The organism is Polynucleobacter sp. UB-Raua-W9, assembly GCF_018687435.1.
GTDB lineage: Bacteria > Pseudomonadota > Gammaproteobacteria > Burkholderiales > Burkholderiaceae > Polynucleobacter.
Genome location: NZ_CP061290.1, coordinates 1,543,755 through 1,564,000 on the forward strand (window position 1 = coordinate 1,543,755; position 20,246 = coordinate 1,564,000).

At 46.1% G+C, this 20,246-nt stretch carries 18 protein-coding genes; 9 read left to right on the forward strand and 9 right to left on the reverse strand.

From position 1 onward, the window contains the following. Positions 1–975, forward strand: a complete 975-nt coding sequence (gene secF / locus AOC07_RS07875) for a protein translocase subunit SecF (RefSeq protein ID WP_215292959.1) — start codon at positions 1–3, stop codon at positions 973–975. A gap of 12 nt (positions 976–987) precedes the next feature. Here the strand turns inward: secF and AOC07_RS07880 are convergent, their stop codons facing one another. Together AOC07_RS07880 and purB are read right to left on the reverse strand one after the other, a co-directional pair. Beyond that, positions 988–2,343: a 3-deoxy-D-manno-octulosonic acid transferase gene (locus AOC07_RS07880; protein ID WP_371816714.1), complete on the reverse strand. Its 1,356-nt coding sequence runs from the start codon at positions 2,341–2,343 to the stop codon at positions 988–990. Between the two features lie 2 nt (positions 2,344–2,345). Beyond that, a complete protein-coding gene (purB, locus tag AOC07_RS07885; RefSeq protein ID WP_215357431.1) occupies positions 2,346–3,725 on the reverse strand; it encodes an adenylosuccinate lyase in 1,380 nt (459 codons plus the stop codon). A 95-nt stretch (positions 3,726–3,820) separates the two neighbouring features. Here purB and AOC07_RS07890 point away from each other — a divergent pair, with 95 nt between their 5' ends. Next, positions 3,821–4,435 (forward strand): glutathione S-transferase N-terminal domain-containing protein, encoded by a 615-nt coding sequence (locus tag AOC07_RS07890; protein WP_215357433.1) that lies wholly within the window; start codon positions 3,821–3,823, stop codon positions 4,433–4,435. Positions 4,436–4,451: 16 nt separating this feature from the next. Here AOC07_RS07890 and mnmA read toward each other — a convergent pair whose 3' ends face one another. Further along, the gene (mnmA, locus tag AOC07_RS07895) at positions 4,452–5,573 is read right to left on the reverse strand and encodes a tRNA 2-thiouridine(34) synthase MnmA (protein WP_215357435.1); all 1,122 of its coding nucleotides are present in this window, start codon (positions 5,571–5,573) and stop codon (positions 4,452–4,454) included. Positions 5,574–5,749: 176 nt separating this feature from the next. Between mnmA and AOC07_RS07900 the strand changes: the two genes are divergently transcribed. The 3 genes from AOC07_RS07900 to AOC07_RS07910 are packed head-to-tail and all read left to right on the forward strand — an operon-like array spanning position 5,750 to position 8,641. After that, on the forward strand, positions 5,750–6,880 hold the full coding sequence (locus AOC07_RS07900; RefSeq protein ID WP_215357437.1) for a Re/Si-specific NAD(P)(+) transhydrogenase subunit alpha: 1,131 nt from the start codon (positions 5,750–5,752) through the stop codon (positions 6,878–6,880). Between the two features lie 28 nt (positions 6,881–6,908). Beyond that, positions 6,909–7,244 (forward strand): proton-translocating transhydrogenase family protein, encoded by a 336-nt coding sequence (locus AOC07_RS07905; protein WP_215357438.1) that lies wholly within the window; start codon positions 6,909–6,911, stop codon positions 7,242–7,244. Between the two features lie 29 nt (positions 7,245–7,273). Further along, on the forward strand, positions 7,274–8,641 hold the full coding sequence (locus AOC07_RS07910; protein ID WP_215292973.1) for an NAD(P)(+) transhydrogenase (Re/Si-specific) subunit beta: 1,368 nt from the start codon (positions 7,274–7,276) through the stop codon (positions 8,639–8,641). 137 nt (positions 8,642–8,778) lie between these two features. Here AOC07_RS07910 and groL read toward each other — a convergent pair whose 3' ends face one another. Next, a complete protein-coding gene (gene groL / locus AOC07_RS07915) occupies positions 8,779–10,431 on the reverse strand; it encodes a chaperonin GroEL (RefSeq protein ID WP_215357439.1) in 1,653 nt (550 codons plus the stop codon). 28 nt (positions 10,432–10,459) lie between these two features. Beyond that, positions 10,460–10,750, reverse strand: a complete 291-nt coding sequence (locus tag AOC07_RS07920; RefSeq protein WP_087909492.1) for a co-chaperone GroES — start codon at positions 10,748–10,750, stop codon at positions 10,460–10,462. Between the two features lie 316 nt (positions 10,751–11,066). Between AOC07_RS07920 and AOC07_RS07925 the strand changes: the two genes are divergently transcribed. The 4 genes from AOC07_RS07925 (at position 11,067) to dacB (ending at position 16,564) form a co-directional block, all read left to right on the forward strand. Then, the gene (locus AOC07_RS07925; RefSeq protein ID WP_215292985.1) at positions 11,067–11,909 is read left to right on the forward strand and encodes a diguanylate phosphodiesterase; all 843 of its coding nucleotides are present in this window, start codon (positions 11,067–11,069) and stop codon (positions 11,907–11,909) included. Further along, on the forward strand, positions 11,909–12,532 hold the full coding sequence (locus AOC07_RS07930; RefSeq protein WP_215357440.1) for a response regulator transcription factor: 624 nt from the start codon (positions 11,909–11,911) through the stop codon (positions 12,530–12,532). The genes AOC07_RS07925 and AOC07_RS07930 overlap by 1 nt, the downstream gene beginning before the upstream one ends. A 68-nt stretch (positions 12,533–12,600) precedes the next feature. Then, positions 12,601–14,976, forward strand: coding sequence for an ATP-binding protein (locus AOC07_RS07935; RefSeq protein WP_251371664.1), 2,376 nt, complete (start codon positions 12,601–12,603; stop codon positions 14,974–14,976). A gap of 49 nt (positions 14,977–15,025) precedes the next feature. Continuing rightward, entirely contained in the window at positions 15,026–16,564 is a 1,539-nt protein-coding gene (gene dacB, locus AOC07_RS07940; RefSeq protein WP_215357442.1) for a D-alanyl-D-alanine carboxypeptidase/D-alanyl-D-alanine-endopeptidase, read from the forward strand. On the opposite strand, the gene AOC07_RS07945 is transcribed toward dacB, so the two are convergent. Genes AOC07_RS07945 through AOC07_RS07960 form a run of 4 tightly spaced genes read right to left on the reverse strand, consistent with a single transcriptional unit; the run spans position 16,510 to position 20,240 of the window. Beyond that, the gene (locus AOC07_RS07945; protein ID WP_215292993.1) at positions 16,510–17,616 is read right to left on the reverse strand and encodes an L-threonylcarbamoyladenylate synthase; all 1,107 of its coding nucleotides are present in this window, start codon (positions 17,614–17,616) and stop codon (positions 16,510–16,512) included. The genes dacB and AOC07_RS07945 overlap by 55 nt on opposite strands. Positions 17,617–17,618: 2 nt before the next feature. Next, the gene (locus AOC07_RS07950; RefSeq protein ID WP_215357443.1) at positions 17,619–18,803 is read right to left on the reverse strand and encodes a 5-(carboxyamino)imidazole ribonucleotide synthase; all 1,185 of its coding nucleotides are present in this window, start codon (positions 18,801–18,803) and stop codon (positions 17,619–17,621) included. A 4-nt stretch (positions 18,804–18,807) separates the two neighbouring features. Further along, positions 18,808–19,302, reverse strand: coding sequence for a 5-(carboxyamino)imidazole ribonucleotide mutase (gene purE, locus AOC07_RS07955; RefSeq protein ID WP_215357444.1), 495 nt, complete (start codon positions 19,300–19,302; stop codon positions 18,808–18,810). A gap of 41 nt (positions 19,303–19,343) precedes the next feature. Continuing rightward, on the reverse strand, positions 19,344–20,240 hold the full coding sequence (locus AOC07_RS07960; RefSeq protein ID WP_215357446.1) for a phosphoribosylaminoimidazolesuccinocarboxamide synthase: 897 nt from the start codon (positions 20,238–20,240) through the stop codon (positions 19,344–19,346). Positions 20,241–20,246: the final 6 nt, after the last annotated feature.

The window sequence follows — 20,246 nt, forward strand, 5'->3', positions numbered from 1 at the left end:
ATGGAATTTTTCCGGATCAAAAAAGATATTCCCTTCATGCGCCATGCATTGGTGCTTAATGCAATTTCTTTAATCACCTTTTTAGCAGCAGTCTTTTTCTTATGGCATAACGGCCTTCATCTCTCAATTGAATTTACTGGTGGCACGGTGATGGAGGTGAGCTATCCTCAAACTGCTCCACTAGATTCCATTCGCACTAAGGTTGAAAAGCTTGGTTATGCTGATACCCAAATTCAGAACTTTGGTAGCTCACGTGATGTCATGATTCGTTTGCCATTGCAAAAAGATGCTGAAGGCAAACTCATCTCTTCCGCAGACCAGAGTGCAGCTGTTATGCAAGCACTTGAGCCCGCAAGCAGCGGCGCCAAGTTACAGCGCGTAGAGTTCGTTGGACCACAAGTTGGCCAAGAGCTGGCCATGGATGGCTTGAAGGCTCTGGTCTTTGTGATCATCGGCATTGTGGTGTACCTCTCCTTCCGCTTTGAGTGGAAGTTTGCGGTCGCAGGCATCATTGCAAACTTACATGACGTAGTTATCATCCTAGGCTTCTTTGCGTTCTTCCAGTGGGAATTCTCACTCTCTGTCTTGGCGGCAGTCCTTGCGGTTCTGGGTTACTCCGTGAATGAATCTGTAGTGATCTTCGACCGTATTCGCGAGAACTTCCGCAAATACCGCAAGATGAATACCCGCGAGATTATTGACAATGCGATTACCAGCACAATCAGTCGTACCGTCATTACTCACGGCAGTACTGAAATGATGGTTTTGGCCATGCTGGTCTTTGGCGGCCCAACACTCTTTTACTTTGCTCTCGCACTGACTATTGGCATTTTGTTTGGTATTTACTCTTCAGTGTTCGTCGCTGCTGCTTTAGCCATGTGGCTTGGAGTAACGCGTGAAGATTTGGCAAAGGGCGACAAGAAGCCGGATGATAATGCCCGCAACGATGATCCTAATTTTGGGGCACGTGTTTAAGCCAAACTTGGCTTAATTTAAAGAGAAGTTTTGTTGATCAAGGGCAGCTAGTATTCGCTTAGTTGCGCCTTGATGCTCAATTGAGTAAGTCTTTGCCGCTTGACTCATCTTGCCAAGCTCAGCAGTATTCAAGAGCAAAACCTTCAGAGCTTCCATCAAAGCAGTTAGTTCGCTCAACAATAAGTCACCCTCAATACGCTTTGCAGCGCCTGCTTGGATTGCATCTAAGGAGGCCTGCTGAAAGTTGTAAGTGTGCTCACCCAAAAGAACGGGGCAGCCTGCAGCACAGGCTTCAATAAGATTCTGACCACCGAATGGCAGTAGACTACCGCCCATAACCACCAAATCAGCCGCGCTGTAATACATTGGCATCTCCCCCATAGAGTCGCCTAAGACTACATCTAAGCCAGCACACTCCGTTGGAATTCCTGACCACTCGGTGCGACGACGAAACTTCAAACCAGCCGAATACATTAGATCAGCAACCTCAGCAAATCTTTCTGGGTGGCGCGGCACCAAACAGAGCAAAGGAGCAATCACAAAGGAATTGCTGAGCATTAAATCTTTCCAAGCTTTCAGAAGAATTTCCTCTTCACCATCGCGGGTACTAGCAGCGCAGACCATCAAACGTTTACTAGCATGCAGCTCCTGTTGCCATTGTTTTCCCTGCTGGATCAACAGTGGATCAAGAGGCACATCAAACTTGAGATTGCCTACGATGCTGATATTCTTCACACCAAGACTGCGATATCGCTGCGCATCAAATTCGGTTTGCGCTAAGATGCCAGCAAAGGCTTGAAACAATGAACGTCCAGCTTTACCAAATCGATTGACACGACGTGCACTTCTCTCGGAGAGGCGGGCATTCACCAAGAACAAAGGTGGGCCGATCTCTGCGCAACGAAAAACGACCGTTGGCCATGCCTCAGTTTCCATAAAGAGCCCAAGCTTAGGCTTGAAAATATTCAAAAAATGTTCAACCGACCAGCAAAGATCATATGGCAAGTAAACCTGGCGAATCTGCCCAGAAGCAATTTGATTAGCAAACAATTGCTTACCTGTACGACGACCATTTAAAGTCATGTGTGTTAACAAAATGGTTTCACCACGAGCAAGGTAGGCGTCAATTAATGGCTGAGCAGCACGGGTCTCACCTACTGAAACTGCATGAATCCAAATTGATTCTTGCTTGATCGGTTTGTCATAACCAAAGCCAAGACGCTCTGGAATATGGTGCAAATAAGCAAAAGAATGGCGTGCGCGCCAAGCTAGGCGGATAAAAGCCAATGGCAACAAGAGATGCCATAGCAATTGATAAACAGCAAACCAGACTCGGGGGCGCGCCCCGTATTCTGCACTGGAGCTCACACTCACTTTTTGAGACGTTCGGTCAATTCAACCGCCTTACCTAGGTAAGAAGATGGTGTCATTTCCAGCAAACGTGCTTTTGCATCTTCTGGAATCTTCAATCCGCGAATAAAGGCTTGCAAATCAGCCTGATTAATACCTTTGCCACGAGTTAATTCTTTTAGCTGCTCGTAGGGATTCTCAATACCGTAACGGCGCATCACAGTTTGCACTGGCTCTGCCAGCACTTCCCAACAGGAATCTAAATCTGCAGCAATAGCTGCATGATTTACCTCCAACTTACCAAGGCCACGCAAAGCGCTGTCATAAGCTAATACGCTATGACCGAATGCTGGACCGAGATTACGCAAAACGGTTGAGTCGGTAAGATCACGCTGCCAACGAGAGATTGGCAACTTTTCTGCAAGGTGATGCAGTAGAGCGTTTGCAACCCCTAAGTTACCTTCAGAGTTTTCAAAATCAATCGGATTCACTTTATGCGGCATGGTTGAGGAGCCAATTTCGCCAGCCTTAGTGCGCTGCTTGAAATAACCCACAGAGATGTAAGCCCAGAAGTCTCGATCCATATCCAAGAGGATCGTATTGGCACGGGCAATCGCATCAAACAATTGGGCCATACCATCATGCGGCTCAATCTGAATGGTGTAAGGATTAAAAGTTAAACCAAGACGTTTCTCAACTACGTTCTTAGAGAAATTCTCCCAATCAAAATCTGGATAAGCAGATAAATGCGCGTTGTAATTACCTACTGCTCCATTCATCTTGCCGAGCAATGGAACTACGGCAATTGATTCAATAGCGCGCTCTAAACGTTTTGCGATATTGGCAATCTCTTTACCAAGCGTACTTGGTGATGCAGGCTGACCATGAGTGCGAGATAACAAAGGTACTTTAGCGTTTTCAAGAGCGAGATCCGTTAATACCGAGAGTACTTTTCTGAGTTGCGGCAAGAGAACTTCATCACGCGCCCCACGTAGCATCAAACCATGCGATGTATTGTTGATATCCTCAGAAGTACAAGCAAAGTGGATGAACTCACTCGCCTTTAATAGGTCTGGACGATCTGCTACCTTTTCTTTTAAGAAATACTCAACCGCTTTCACATCATGATTGGTAACAGCCTCAATATCTTTGATGCGCTGCGCATCCGCATCAGAGAAGTTTTCAGGGAGCGAGAGCAAGAAAGCTTCATCGGCTGCGTTGATTTTTGGCACGTCAGGAAGATCTGCGGCAGCCAATGCCAACAACCAATGAATTTCCACAAATACCCGCTGACGCATAAAGGCTGCTTCCGAAAGCCAGGGGCGCAAGGAATCGAGCTTGCTGGCATAACGACCGTCTAAGGGGGAAAGGGCATTAAGGGTAGAAAACGGCTGACTCACGAATATTGCCTTTGCATTGAATATGTCAATAAAACCTGATTTTAATGCGTTCCAGGATCAAGCAGGCCTCCATGAGGATGGCTATACTGTGCCCTATGAAACTAATCGGATCCCTCACTAGCCCCTATGTACGTAAAGTACGTATCGTATTTTCTGAGAAAAAGGTCGATGTTGACCTTGAATTGGAGAATGTTTGGGCTGCAGACACCAAAATAGCCAATTCCAACCCCCTGGGGAAGGTTCCCTGCCTTATTCTGGACGACGGCGAGGCTATCTATGACTCTCGCGTGATCGCCGAATATGCCGATGGCCTTAGCCCCGTAAGCAAGCTCATTCCCACTGACAACCGCGAGCGTGCGACCGTCAAAACCTGGGAAGCCCTGGCTGACGGAATCACGGATGCTGGCATTTTGGCGCGACTCGAGCGCACATGGCGCCCAGCTGAAGAGCAAAGCTCAGCTTGGGTTGATCGCCAAATGGGTAAGATTCAAAATTCTCTGCGTCAAATGTCTGAGATCTTAGGAGAAAATGCATGGTGCCATGGCAATCAAATGACACTGGCAGATATTGCAACAGGATGTGCGCTTGGTTGGCTGTTACTGCGCTTTCCAAACATTCAATGGCAAGCTCAATATCCAAACTTAGATCGTCTCTACCAAAAATTATTGCAGCGACCTTCTTTTATGGAAACTGAACCACCAGCAGCGTAAGTCAAATTTGCATTCCTCATTGGGATGAGGCGGAAATAATTCCGCCACCCAAACAAATATCGCCGTCATATAAAACCGCTGATTGCCCGGGTGTTACTGCCCATTGCGCATCCGGAAATCCCAGCTCAAAACTAAGATCTGCTGTACCAGCAGTTAAAGTGCATGCGGAGTCCGCTTGACGATAGCGAGTCTTGGCAGAGTAACTTCCAGAGGCTGGGGCGGCACCGGCAATCCAACTCGCATCAATAGCTTCTAGGGTCTTAGCCAAAAGCCATGGGTGTTCATGACCCTGCGCTACATACAGCGTGTTATTCGCCATATCCTTACGCGCTACATACCAAGCATCACCATTACCATCCTGACTGCCGCCCAAGCCAATCCCTTTACGCTGGCCCAAAGTGAAAAAGGCTAAGCCCATATGCTCGCCAACAGTCTTGCCATCTGGTGTTTTAATTGGGCCCGGTGTACATGGTAAGTAGCGATTTAAGAATTCCCTAAAAGGACGCTCACCAATAAAACAAATTCCAGTACTATCTTTTTTGCGCGCGTTGTGTAAGCCAATTTTTTCGGCAATCTTGCGCACTTCAGTTTTTGGAATTTCCCCTAGAGGAAACAAAACATTCGCCAATTGCTGTTGCGTTAAACGATGTAAAAAATAACTTTGGTCTTTGCTCGCATCAAGTGCTTTTAACAATTGCACTTTGCCGCCCTCGTGACGCACCCTGGCATAGTGCCCAGTAGCAATAGCATCAGCGCCCAAACTCATAGCGTGATCTAAGAAAGCCTTGAATTTAATCTCGGCATTACAAAGAACATCCGGATTAGGGGTGCGCCCTGCAGCATATTCACGTAAAAATTCAGCAAATACGCGCTCTCGGTATTCAGCGGCAAAATTAACCGCTTCAACATCGATTCCGATCAAATCGGCTACAGACACAACATCGAGCCAATCCTGACGGGAAGAGCAATACTCATCGTTATCGTCGTCCTCCCAATTCTTCATGAAAAGGCCAATAACCTCATAACCCTGCTCCTTGAGCATCCAGGCAGCAACTGATGAATCCACCCCTCCAGACATGCCAATGACGACTTTCTTGGGCTTTGTGGGCGGGATTGAGGAAGAATTGAGCGGGATCATCAAAAAATGCGAGAATTCAATATAAGCTGGGAGTCCATATTGTAGAAGTCTTAGTCTGATTTCACAGAAATTTAGGCAAAAACCAAGCATTTAGACTTAGAGTTGAATAAATAGGTGAAATTGAGCCTATTTAACTAAAATAGATTTTTTATAAATTTTGCTTTTGGAGACATGCCATGCGCATAGGAGTGCCGCTGGAAACAAGGCCCGGGGAAACTCGAGTAGCCGCAACACCAGAAACCGTAAAAAAACTGATCGGCCAAGGTCATAGTGTTGTCATTCAAAGAGACGCTGGCGTTCAGGCTAGTCAACCAGACGCTGCGTACGTAGCCGTAGGCGCCACTATTGGTAGCGCAGCCGATGTATTTGGCGCAGAAATTGTGCTTAAGGTGCGCGCTCCTGAAGCTGCTGAGCTTAAGCAGATTAAATCTGGCAGCGTACTCATCGGCATGCTCGATCCATTTGATAACGACAATATTGCTGCAATGGCTGCGCAAGGTGTAACAGCGTTTTCATTAGAAGCTGCTCCGCGCACCACTCGCGCACAAAGTATGGATGTGTTGTCATCACAAGCAAATATTGCGGGCTACAAATCAGTCATGATTGCTGCAAATGAATATCAACGTTTCATGCCTATGCTCATGACAGCAGCAGGCACTGTAAAAGCTGCTCGCGTACTTATTTTGGGTGCTGGTGTTGCTGGCTTGCAAGCGATTGCTACTGCAAAACGTCTAGGCGCCGTTATTGAGGCATCAGATGTACGCCCAGCTGCTAAAGAACAAATTGAATCTTTAGGCGCTAAGTTTGTTGATGTACCTTATGAAACTGATGAAGAGCGTGAAATTGCTCAAGGCGTTGGTGGCTATGCCCGCCCAATGCCAGAAGCGTGGATGAAACGTCAAGCAGCTTTAGTTGCTGAGCGCGCTCAACAAGCTGACATCGTCATTACTACTGCATTGATTCCAGGACGTAAGCCGCCAGTCTTATTGCACAGCGATACCGTTGCCAATATGAAGCCAGGCTCTATCGTCATTGATATTGCCGCTGGTCGTGGTGATAACGGCTCTGGCAACTGTCCACTTACCCAGGCCGACAAGATTGTTGAAGTCAACGGCGTCAAGATTGTTGGCTACACAAATCTAGCAAGCATGGTTGCAGCAGATGCATCAGCGCTCTATGCACGTAACTTGATCGACTTCATGAAACTCATTGTTGATAAGGAGGCGAAATTGGTCATTCCTACTGACGACGATATCGTTACCGCCTGCTTAATGTGTCGTGATGGCCAAGCTGTCCGCAAAAACTAATAGAACAAATTTAGACTAAGGAAATATCATGGATCTCGCTGTTTTTCAAAGCATCCTCACAGTCCAAAACATCACTGTATTTGTGTTGGCCATTTTTGTTGGCTACCACGTGGTGTGGAACGTTACCCCAGCATTGCATACTCCATTGATGGCGGTTACAAATGCCATCTCCGGAATTATTATTGTCGGCGCACTCTTGCAGACTGAAGTTATCGGCGGAGATGAAATTACTCTCACCAGCATTATTGGTGCCGTTGCAGTATTCCTGGCCTCCATCAATATTTTTGGTGGTTTTATGGTCACCCGCCGCATGCTGGAGATGTTTAAGAAAAAAGCTCCTAAAGCTGATGCAGCAGCCAAATAAATAGAACAAGATCTATAGAGACCAAAACAATGTCAAACATAACCGCTATTTCTTATCTCATTTCCTCGGTGTTGTTCATCCTCGCATTGCGTGGACTGTCCTCACCAACCACATCACGCCAAGGCAATACTTTTGGCATGATTGGTATGTTGCTGGCAGTGATCACCACTTTCTTGATTCCTGATTTCAAACCTGTTCTCTCACTGATCGCCGTGGCGATTGTGGGTGGTGCAATCATCGGAACGATTGCGGCTAAACGTGTACAGATGACCAAAATGCCAGAGCTTGTTGCTTTGATGCACTCTTTTGTTGGTTTGTCAGCAGTCTTGATCGCAATTGCTGCTGTATTTAATCCGGCCCATGACCATACTGGCGCACAAAAGATTGAATTATTTATTGGTGCATTTATTGGCGCAATCACCTTTACTGCCTCCGTAATTGCTTTCGGGAAATTATCTGGCAAGGTCAGCGGAAAACCAGTAACCTTTTCTGGTCAACATCTTCTAAACCTTGTTCTTGCCATCTCTATGGTTGGCGCAGGCATTGCTTATTACATGGGCGATAGCCATGCCGCCTTCTTGGCAATGTGTGCAATTGCGCTGGTATTGGGTGTGACCTTAATTATTCCTATCGGTGGCGCTGATATGCCGGTAGTGGTATCCATGCTGAACAGTTATTCAGGATGGGCAGCGGCAGGTATTGGCTTTACTTTGAACAACCCTGTGTTGATCATTGCGGGTGCTTGCGTAGGATCTTCAGGCGCAATTCTGTCCTACATTATGTGTAAGGCGATGAATCGCTCAATCCTCGCAGTATTGCTCGGCGGTTTCGGGGCTGAAGCTACTGCTGGCGGCGCTGACGATGGCAGTCCTAAAAACTACAAAACTGGCTCTCCAGAAGATGCGGCCTTCCTGATGGAAAATGCCGACACTGTGATCATTGTTCCGGGCTACGGATTGGCGGTTGCACGTGCACAACATGCCCTTAAAGAGTTAACTGAAAAGTTGACGCACCATGGTGTTACCGTAAAGTATGCAATTCATCCAGTAGCAGGTCGCATGCCTGGCCACATGAACGTACTCTTAGCTGAAGCTGAAGTTCCTTACGATCAGGTATTTGAGATGGAAGATATCAACAGCGACTTTGGGCAGGCTGACGTAGTGCTAGTGCTTGGTGCAAATGACGTGGTGAACCCGGCTGCACGTACACCAGGTAGCCCGATCTTTGGGATGCCAATTTTGGAGGCATTTAAAGCTAAAACCATCATTGTCAACAAGCGCTCAATGGCTGCTGGTTATGCCGGTCTCGATAATGAACTCTTCTACATGGACAAAACCATGATGGTCTTCGGTGATGCGAAGAAGGTGGTTGAAGAAATGGTTAAAGCAGTTGAGTAAGTCACTCTATTTTCAAGACCCAAAAGGCTGCCAATGGCAGCCTTTTCATTTCCCAGCATCAAAAGAATGTCAATAAAAAACGCCCGGTCTTTTGAACCAGGCGCATTTTTCTACAGCTGACTAGCTGGTGTGGCGAGTTACATCATACCGCCCATACCACCCATACCGCCCATACCACCCATATCAGGCATGCCGCCGCCAGCAGATTCATCTTTTGGCGCTTCGCAGATAGCACAATCAGTTGTCAACAACAGGGCTGCAACAGAAGCTGCATTTACCAAAGCAGTTTTAGTTACTTTAGTTGGGTCAATCACACCTTGAGCTACGAGATCACCGTACTCGCCAGTGGCTGCGTTATAACCGTTGTTGCCCTTGCTGGCCAATACTGCATTGACAACTACACTTGCCTCATCACCAGCGTTCGATACGATGATGCGGAGTGGCTCTTCCATAGCACGCAATACGATGCTGATACCAGCGTCCTGATCAGCGTTATCACCTTTCAGACCTTTGATACCCTGCATTGCACGAATCAAAGCCACGCCACCGCCAGGAACAATACCTTCTTCCACGGCCGCACGGGTTGCATGCAATGCATCATCAACACGGGCTTTCTTTTCTTTCATCTCCACTTCAGTAGCAGCTCCAACACGAATCACTGCAACACCGCCTGCCAACTTGGCAACGCGCTCTTGCAATTTTTCTTTGTCGTAGTCGCTAGTAGCTTCATCAATCTGCACGCGAATATTCTTCACGCGAGCCTCGATCGCTTTAGCATCACCAGCACCGTCAATAATGATGGTGTTTTCTTTGCCAATTTCAATTCGTTTAGCTTGACCTAAGTGCTCAAGAGTTGTTTTCTCGAGCGTGAGGCCAATTTCTTCCGCAATGACAGTGCCACCAGTCAAAATCGCGATATCTTCCAGCATTGCTTTCCGGCGATCTCCAAAGCCAGGAGCCTTAACAGCACAGGTCTTGATAATGCCGCGAATATTATTCACCACCAAAGTTGCCAAGGCTTCACCTTCAACATCTTCCGCAATGATGAGCAATGGACGGCCAGATTTGGCTACTTGCTCGAGTACTGGGAGCAAGTCACGGATGTTGCTTACTTTTTTGTCAAACAAGAGAACGTATGGTGATTCCAATACGGCAACCTGCTTTTCAGGCTGATTGATGAAGTATGGGGAGAGGTAGCCACGATCAAACTGCATACCTTCTACTACTTCAAGCTCGTCCTCTAAAGACTTGCCATCTTCAACGGTAATCACGCCTTCTTTACCTACTTTTTCCATTGCTTCAGCAATGCGCTGACCAATGCTGTGATCACTGTTAGCTGAAATAGAGCCAACTTGAGCGATTTCTTTAGTAGTTGTACAAGGCTTGCTGATTTTCTTGAGTTCTTCAAGAGCGGCAGTTACTGCTTTATCAATACCGCGTTTGAGGTCCATTGGGTTATGGCCTGAAACAACGTATTTCATACCTTCGCGAACGATGGACTGGGCCAAGACAGTGGCGGTAGTTGTGCCGTCACCAGCGATGTCAGCAGTTTTGGAAGCAACTTCCTTAACCATCTGCGCACCCATGTTTTGCAACTTATCTTTGAGCTCAATTTCTTTTGCTACAGATACGCCATCTTTAGTAATCGTAGGACCGCCAAATGAACGCTCCATAACAACGTTGCGGCCTTTTGGTCCCAAGGTTGTTTTTACTGCGTTTGCGAGAATGTTGACGCCTTCTACCATTTTGGTACGGGCGCTATCTCCAAATACAACGTCTTTTGCTGCCATGATTGAATTCCTCTCTTAAATACCGAAATTACTTCTGTACAACAGCCATGATGTCTTCTTCGCGCATTACGAGAAGCTCATCGCCGTCGACCTTAACTGTTTGACCTGCGTATTTACCAAACAACACGCGATCGCCTACTTTGACGTCGGGTGCATTTAATTTACCGCTGTCATCGCGTTTACCTGGACCCACTGCCAAAACTTCGCCTTGATCAGGCTTTTCTGCAGCAGCGTCAGGAATGATGATTCCGGAAGCAGTTTTTGATTCTTGATCTAAACGCTTGATGATTACGCGATCATGTAAGGGACGCAAATTCATCTCTTCTCCTATGTTAGTAATTGTTAACTAATTAAATATCTATATATAAATCAATTGCTTATAATCTCTTCACACGAACTGCAAAGGTGATTTACTTAAAAATCAGCTATTTTTAGCACTCGTGTGTAGGGAGTGCTGATTATATAGGTGCGATTCCCAGGATTTCAAGGGGAAGACCATAAATTCGGGCAAATTTCGGCTCTATTTATAATATGGACAGGCTGGTAGGGTGTTTCCTACAGAGAAATCAGCCTTAAGCCCTTACCGCTCCAATCCGTCCTGCCTAGACTGGACAGTCACCGATTGGAGATTGCTGATGAGCCCGAAATCCCGGCTGTACACGCTTGTAAAGGCATGGAAGAACAAACCCTTCCAAGAAGTCCGCGACGCCTGTGGCGCGCCCTGGCTTGGTATTAGCAGCCAAGCACTAGAAGAACACCAATCCTGGTCCAAGCGACAAGCGATTAGCCATGAACCTATTTTTAACTGCAAGGGAACAAAACTGAGCGGCTCATTATTTAGACCACTATTAACAGCCTCAGATATGCAATTACTGCGTTTATTCATGGAAGGCCTCGATACGATTTCCTACTGGTATCGCAGTGGGCGTTTCATTCCTGGCATTTTGCCAGTGCCCACACATGCGATTGCCTCAAGCGGCTACATAGATGCATTAAGCGATCTGATTCTGAACTCACGTCTACCGGTAGGTCTTATTGCACTGGGTATTCCCGCGCTTCCAGAATCCAATGTTACTGATGCATTTAAGGAAGGTTTATTACGAATGCGCAGGCTAGGCGTCTTGTTGCACTTGATGAACTTCTCGGGGAGTGTCGAACAATTGCACTTAACCTCAGAAATAGAGGTTGATGGAATTCATATTGATATGAGTCAGCTTCGTAATGCAACATTGTCTACAGGTGTAATTAAGCAACTCAGACATTCGCCCTATTCGACCACAAAAGTTTATGCAAGCAATGTAGGCCTTGTCAAAGACTTAGAAAATGCAGCTATCTTACAAGCCGATCATTGCTATGGCGGCTTAATGATGTCGCCACTAAGTCGCCATCAGATGCTCCAGATTAATGACAGCCGAATCGCTAAAGCCATTTTTTCGCTGCACCCTCATCCACAACCAAACCAAAATGGAGACAAGTAATGAGAAAACGCGTGATGTTGGTAGATGATCATCCAGCTATGCTGATGGCTCTCAAAAGTATGTTGCAAGATCAGCTGTTATTTGAAATAGTAGGACAAGCCCAAAATGGCGAGGAGTGCCTCCGATCTATTAAGGAGGTTAATCCCAATATGGTGATTCTGGATCTGGATATGCCTAAGACTGATGGCTTTGATGTCATTCGACGAATAGGCCTCATGTACCCCGATGTCCGAGTTCTAGTCTTATCTAGCATGGATGAAGCAGTCTATGGTGGCAGAGTTAGATCGCTAGGTGGGCATGGTTTTGTCAATAAAACTGCGGGGGCTGATGTCATCCTAGCAGCCTGTGTTGCTATTTCACAAGGTTATAACTTTTTCACTCACGGAAAAAACGGTAATAGCTCATTAAGTGACAACGATAAGTTAGCGCTGATTTCTGATCGCGAATTACAGGTTATGAAGTACCTAGGAAAAGGAAATACTAATCAGCAAATTTCAGACATACTGCATATCAGCAATAAGACTGTAGCAACTTATAAGACTAGGGTATTTGACAAGCTTGGCATCAACAATATTGCTGACTTAATCTTATTTTGTCGGATGAATAAAATCATCGAAAGCTAAACGGTATGCATCGATTCATCGTCTGCACATCACTACTGTTTTACCCATTATTTCATGGTGTAAGTGGGATGACATACGCCAACCCAATGAATTCGGCAGAACAGCAATGGATCGATGCCCACCCCATAGTGCACTTCAGTATTCATGAAAAATATGAGCCCTATTTACAAGAAGAAATTGGCGGCAAGCAGGCTGGTGTCTTTTATGCACTCCTGAAACAACTGGGGGAATTTACTGGTCAAGAATTTTTACCCAAATGGAGAAAGACAGATCAAGAAGGATTACAGCAGCTAGTCAATGGGGAGGTCGATTTTATGATCGATCCGCCAGCTCTTAATAATGGATTCCTCAAATTTGGATCTCTGTCTAAGGCGATCTTTTGGGGGCATGACGCCATCCTGACAAGAAACTCTAAAAGCATTGAAGGTATTTCCCCTGCCAATATTGCTTACTTTGATCGTGGATATGAGAATCCACCCATACCCGAACACCCTCAAACCCATATCTCCACCAATTCTGGGAAGCTCATTGTCGACCTACTCAAAAATGATATTGAAGCCTTAGTCTTGCCTATTCGACTGGCCCATCAGCTAGTCAATAGACTTGATGCGCCAGAGCTACAACTTGATGGCCTATACAGCCGAGAGCCCTTTGCATATCGCTGGCTAATTTCAAATCAAGATGGTGCTTTGCATAGCCTATTAAGTCAATTTTTAAATAGTTTAGATCCCATTGAATCACGCCATCTATTTGCACTTGGAGAGTTGAGCCCTGCCCCAAAAAGAAGTCCCCACTGGAAAGTTCTTCCGTGGCTATCAAGTTTCGCACTCTTAATACTTGGTAGTTTCATATTTTGGCGCCAGCTAAAAAGACAATCTCTCCAAGAGAAAATATCTTTAACCCTTATTGCCTCTAAAGAGTTGGCTGAAAAAGCGAATGCAGCCAAATCTGCCTTTCTTGCAACGATGAGTCATGAAATTCGGACTCCGATGAATGCCATATTAGGGGTGCAAGAGCTGCTTCTGACAAGCAAGCAATTTCCTGATAATGAAAAAACATTACTAAAGAGCGCCCATTCATCGGCCGAGTCTTTGCTGGGCATACTTAATCAGGTATTGGACCTTTCAAAGATTGAGGCGGGCAAGCTCACTCTCAATTTAGAGCCTTGTTGTCTAAATACTCTTGTTGACAATATTCACTCAACATTTTCAGCGATGGCAAAGAAGCAGGGCCTGATCTTGCATACATCTAAAGATCCACGTATTGCTACCGTCTTAATGATCGATACTTTACGGCTCCGTCAAATTCTGCAAAACCTTCTAAGTAATGCCATTAAATTTACCGATAGAGGTGAAATCTACTTTTCTATCAACGTGCTAGCAGATGATCACGCGGGCCAGTTAGTTGAATTTAGAGTCATCGATACTGGAATTGGCATGGATACCGAAGATATCAAGCTAGCGCTGCAAGCTTTCGAACAAGTCCCAGGTAAAACAGATCAGCAAAATGGTACCGGGCTTGGCCTAACCATTACCAATCATTTAGTTAACTCTATGAACAGCCAGCTCTACTTTGAAAGTACCCCTGGCTTTGGCAGCAATATACATTTTTGCGTCGCCTTCCCACGGACTAGCATTGCCGCATCTAGGAATGTCTCTGCAGACCAAACCACGATCTCGCGCAAACTGCTATCCAAATGCCCTCAGGGTCCAAATAGCTCACTTCAAGCATTAGTAGTTGAAGACCATCCTGCAAGTCGACAGATTATTTCTTTGCAATTGCAAGCCTTGGGTATTGAAGTCAGTATTTGTGAAAATGCAAATGAAGCTCTTGAATTGATATCTCAACAGCATTTTGACCTTCTTCTCACGGACCAGTCCATTCCGGGGATGCAGGGTTCAGAGTTAGCAAAACGCCTACGCTCTTTAGGTCATCGTGAAATAGTCATCATTGGTGTTACTGCAGATATCTACGCTTTAGACTCTAGGCATCAATTTCTTGCCGCTGGTATGAATGGCGTTCTGATTAAACCTGTGAGTCTTATGACCTTAGAAAATGAGCTAAGCCGCTATTTCACCTCTCAAAAAATCACAGAGCAAAAAGAGGCGAGGAATACTTCAGAAGAGTATTCCTTTGATATTTTCTCCAAGCTCTTAAAACAAAGTCCAAACCATATTTTGGTCATACTAGATGAAATTAAAAAGGTTCATGACAATAGTCTTATTACACTGAAAACAGAAAAGCTAGATGAAGATGTTCTGGCACACATGATTCACAAGGTGAAGGGTGGGGCCCAGCTCTTAAATGCCAGGCGTTTTGTAGAGTGCTGTGAATTATTAGAGGCAAAGGGACCCTTAACCGATAGGATCAGATCATTCATCCAGTTACTAGAAGAACAAAATCAGATTATCGAGCGTTATAAAGCAAAGCATGCCAAGCATTAATTGAAGGCATGGCTTTGCCTTCAGACCTCCTAGGTTTATCCTATTGGCTATGCTGCATCTTTTGAATCGATCTCTCTCGGTAGCTTTGGCAATCCTCTGGATTGGGGGTCCTCTCTTTGCAATTGACGCAGAAGCTAAGGAAGTTATTAAGACGCTGCCTCGGTCAGTTTCCAGCAGCTTAGACCGAAATCAAATTCCCATTGAGGCTGTGAGTGTCTCGGTCATCGAGATCGAGCCAGCTTATCCTGGCAAGCATGTATCTAAAGATATTCTGAGTTGGCGCGCCGCTGCGTCCATGAACCCGGCTTCAACAATGAAGATCCTAACAACACTTGCAGGCTTAGATATTCTAGGGCCGCAATATCGTTGGCGAACGAATATCTATACTGATGGCGTTATTCGCCAGGGAACTCTGAAAGGGAATTTGTATCTACAAGGCACAGGTGATCCGAAGTTGATCCCCGAAGAGCTAGCCAAACTAATGAAATCCCTCCAAGCCCTTGGAATTCAAAAGATAGATGGCAATTTATTTTTTGATCGAAGCGCCTATGCGCCTAGCGTGATGGAGCACAACACGATCGACGGCGAGGCCCTGCGCGCGTATAACGTTCCGCCTGATCCACTGCTCTATGCGTTCAGAACACTCTCATTTCAGTTAAGCAAATCTCGCACAGCTGACTTTATCGATATCAGCTATACGCCAGCACTATCGCGACTGAAGGTTGACAATCAAATGCAGCTAGTGGATCGAGCCTGTGATAACTGGAAAAGCAATATCCTCTTCAACTTAGATCCTGAGGCCTCAAACAAAACAGATCAATTGGTAGTGGCACAGTTTTCAGGAGCCTTTCCAAATACTTGCAGAGACGTAAACTACAACGTCGTTGCGCTAGATGCCAATACTTTTCTTACACAAGGCTTTGCCGCGGCCTGGGAGTTATCCGGTGGCACATGGCGGCATCCTCCCGTCGGAAAAAATGGCAATGTACCTCTTGCAGCAAGGTTACTTCTGCAGTTTGAAGGCATCAACCTCGCTGATGATGTGTTAGATATCAATAAGTATTCAAATAATGTCATGGCACGCCAAGTTCTTTTGACCTTAGCGCTAGAAAAAATGGGGAAGCCGGCTACGACCTCTAATGGTGAGTTAGTCATTCAGAGTTGGCTTAAGCAAAATGGCTTAGATTTTCCTGGTCTCGTCATTGAAAACGGTTCAGGCCTATCTCGCAATGAAGCCATCTCAACAGAACAAATGAACCAACTCTTGTTCACTGCGCGCAATCTGCCAGTAGGGAATATTTTTTATAACAGTCTGCCGATAGCTGGTACCGATGGCACGATGAAAAATCGCCTCATGGCTCAGTTGCGTAAATTTCTCCATCTCAAGAAAAAGCCAGAAGTCAGAATGAAAACCGGTTCATTGGTCGATGTACGCGCCATCTCTGGCTATGTGATCAGCAAATCGGGAAAGATGTACGCAGTAAGCTCATTTATCAACCATCCAAATGCTTGGAGAGGCTTAGAGGCACACGATCAATTACTGTCGTGGCTAATGGAAGATGGCCCAGAACCAAAACACGCACGCTGAAGCCGATCTCTGACGCCATCCCATTCCTCACCAGATGGCGGCTCTGGGAATAGGATGAGATCCCAGCCCTGTTGATCCAAATCCCGTAATGAACGATATAGGCGACTAGCAAAAGTAGTGGCATCGCTCGATATCACTACTTCTTCAGCATCAATTGAGGGATGGTCCTCTAAAACTAAAGAGGATTCTGAATCCCACACCACTACTGCAACACGAGATTTTGTATCCGGAAATTCACTTAAGGCATCCAATACTCGACCTGGAGCATACAAGCGCAAGGGTGTGGTTGGAGCGTAATGGGCCTTGAGACTTCCAGAGACTCTTGGTGAGAGGTCTGCTAAATTGACATCATCGCCCTCGCGCTTTACCCCGCCATCTTGATAGACCTTAACTCCAGTCATCGCAAAAATTTCTTTTGGCGTAATTACACCAGGACGGAGTAAAACAGCTTTATCGCCGGAGGACATATCAATAATGGTTGATTCAATACCGACTTCACAATTGCCGCCATCTAAGATCATCAAATCCAGAATGCCTTCAAATTCATTTCGGACGTCAGCTGCACTAGTAGGAGATACTTTGCCAAAACGATTAGCAGATGGAGCAACTACGCCACCTTTGAACTTTCGCAATAACTCTTGAGCAATCGGATGCGCAGGCGCGCGTATGGCTACCGTATCCTGACCACCGGTTAATTCATTCAGAACACTCTTGTCTTTTTTAAAGACCAAAGTGAGAGGGCCGGGCCAAAAAGTATTCACCAGTGTTAGCGCATCTTCGGATAGATCCCTTACCCACGGCGCCAGCACTGATACCCAATCCACTTGAGTCTGATCAAATTTATCAGGTGCCGCTAGATGCACAATCAAGGGATGACTAGTAGGTCGGCCTTTAGTGCTAAAGACTTTTTTGATGGCCTCGGGATTCTTGGCATCTGCACCAAGGCCATATACAGTCTCCGTTGGAAAAGCGACTAAACCACCATCGCGTAAGGTCTGGACCGCCTCGTTGATCACCGCAGAAGATTGCAGTGGGGTACTATCAGCGAACATTTTTAGGGCTCAATGCCTAATTCAATAGCTACGGCAGCACAATTTTGACGAGCTTCATTTAGTGCCTCGCCTAGACAATTGATGTGACCCATCTTTCTACCTATGCGTGGAGCAGATTTACCATAGAGGTGCAACTTTGCATCAGGATGGGCAAGTACTTTATTCCAGGCAGGTTCTTTTGCTTTTTCTTCGCTTCCCTCAAACCAAAGATCCCCTAGTAAATTCAACATAGAGACCGGAGCAAGTTGGCGGGTATCGCCTAGAGGGAGACGAGCCATTGCCCTTACCTGTTGCTCAAATTGACTAGTTACACAAGCATCCATGGTGTAGTGACCAGAGTTATGTGGACGAGGTGCGATTTCGTTGGCAACGATATCGCCATTCTTGAGTACAAAAAACTCAACGCAGAGAACTCCGACATACTCAATCTTACGTATGAGTGCTTTTGCCGCTTCAATAATTTTCTTTTCTTGTGCAGGCTTCAGTGATGGGGCTGGTACGGTGGAAGTATGCAAAATCCCATCGCGATGAATGTTTTGGGACACAGGATAAGCTACAACCACATCATCATATCCGCGCACGACTAAAGCAGAAACCTCAAAATCGAGCTCCATACGCTTTTCGAGCACACATGGCACGCGCCCAAAATCATTCCAGGCAGCAGTCAATTCTTCTAGAGTATGAACAGTTTCTTGACCTTTACCGTCATAACCCATCCGAGCGGTTTTTAAAATTCCAGGAAGGAGGTCGGCTGGAGTATGAGTAATGTCTGCAGCATGCTCAATAATGCAATGAGGCGCTGGGCCAATATTGGTTTCTGACTTCCAGGCGGCCAAGAATTTTTTCTCAGCAATACGGTTTTGCGCTAAAGATACGCAGCTACTTCGTGGGGCCACAAAAACACCCAAGGACTCCAGTTCATCTAAAGCCTGAGCGGGAACGTTCTCAAACTCAGTGCTAACAGATGCGCACAAGGCTGCCATTTCTTTTAAGGCAGCAGAGTCGGTGTAATCGGCTTGAATAAATTTTTCTGCAACAGAACCAGCAGGGCTATCAGAGCCGGGATCTAAAACACAAACTTTATATCCCATCGCTTGGGCAGCCTGGGTAAACATACGCCCCAGCTGACCACCGCCCAATATTCCCAAATATGAACCCGGCAAAATGGGCCCCATACGATCCGCCATGTAATTAATATCCCGGCAAATTCATGGAGCGTGCAGCATCTGATTGCTTTGCACGAAACTCTGCGAGACGCTTAGCAAGGTCTGGATCATGTAATGCAAGGCCCGCAATAACATGCAAGGCAGCATTGGCTGCGCCAGCTTCACCGATGGCAAAAGTAGCCACCGGAATACCCTTGGGCATTTGAACAATGGAGTACAGAGAATCTTCACCGCGCAAGTACTTACTTGCAACAGGAACGCCATAAATGGGGACAATGGTTTTAGAGGCAAGCATGCCTGGCAAGTGAGCAGCGCCACCTGCGCCCGCAATAATAGCTTGCAAGCCATTGGCTTGGGCACTTTCTGCATATTGAAACATATCATCAGGCATGCGATGAGCAGACAGTACTTTAGCCTCGTGTGCAATACCAAATTGCTCCAGCATCTGGGCGGCGTGCTGCATCGTATCCCAATCTGAATTGGAACCCATCACTATTCCGACTACTGGCTTCTTGCTCATTTACTTCTCCAAATGCCCTAAATATTTCTCAAGAGACCCTATTATCCCCGAGTTAAACGATTCAGGGCTTCGCGGTACTTTTCTGCTGTCTTTTCAATCACGTCAGCGGGCAATTGAGGTGCTGGCGCAGTTTTAGGCCAAGGCTTACCATTTACCGCAGCAGTTTCCAGCCAATCACGCACAAATTGTTTGTCATAAGAAGGTGGGTTTGAGCCCACATAGTAGGTTTCCGCTGGCCAGAAGCGAGAGGAATCCGCCGTGAGGATTTCATCCATTAGAACCAATTGGCCAGATTCGTCTAAGCCAAACTCAAACTTGGTATCAGCAATGATGATTCCGCGTGTTACAGCATATTCTGAGGCAGCTTTATAAAGTCGAATGCTGACTTCACGAATTTGATTGGCTAATTTTTCACCAATGAGCTCAACCACTTTCTCAAAAGAAATGTTTTCGTCATGCTGACCAAGCTCTGCTTTAGCAGCCGGTGTAAAAATCGGCTCAGGTAATTTTTGGGCATTCTCTAGACCAGCAGGCAATGTAATGCCACAAACTTTCCCAGTCTCTTTGTAGTCATTCCAACCGCTTCCAGCGAGATAGCCGCGCACAACTGCTTCTACCAAAATTGGCTTTAAGCGTTTTGCGACCACTGCGCGACCTTTCACCTGGGCAACTTCATCAGGACTCACTACCGTAGTTGGATCAATTCCAGTCAAGTGATTTGGAATAACTGCGGCCAATTTATCAAACCAAAAATTAGCCATCTGATTTAATACAATGCCCTTCTCTGGGATCGGCTCACCCATCACTACATCAAATGCGGATAAACGATCAGTAGTGATCATTAATAGCTTGTCATCGCCCAAGGCGTAGACATCACGTACCTTACCCTTAGACAGCAAAGGTAAAGACTGAATGGTGGTGGCGTACAAAGCTGGCATTTTTAA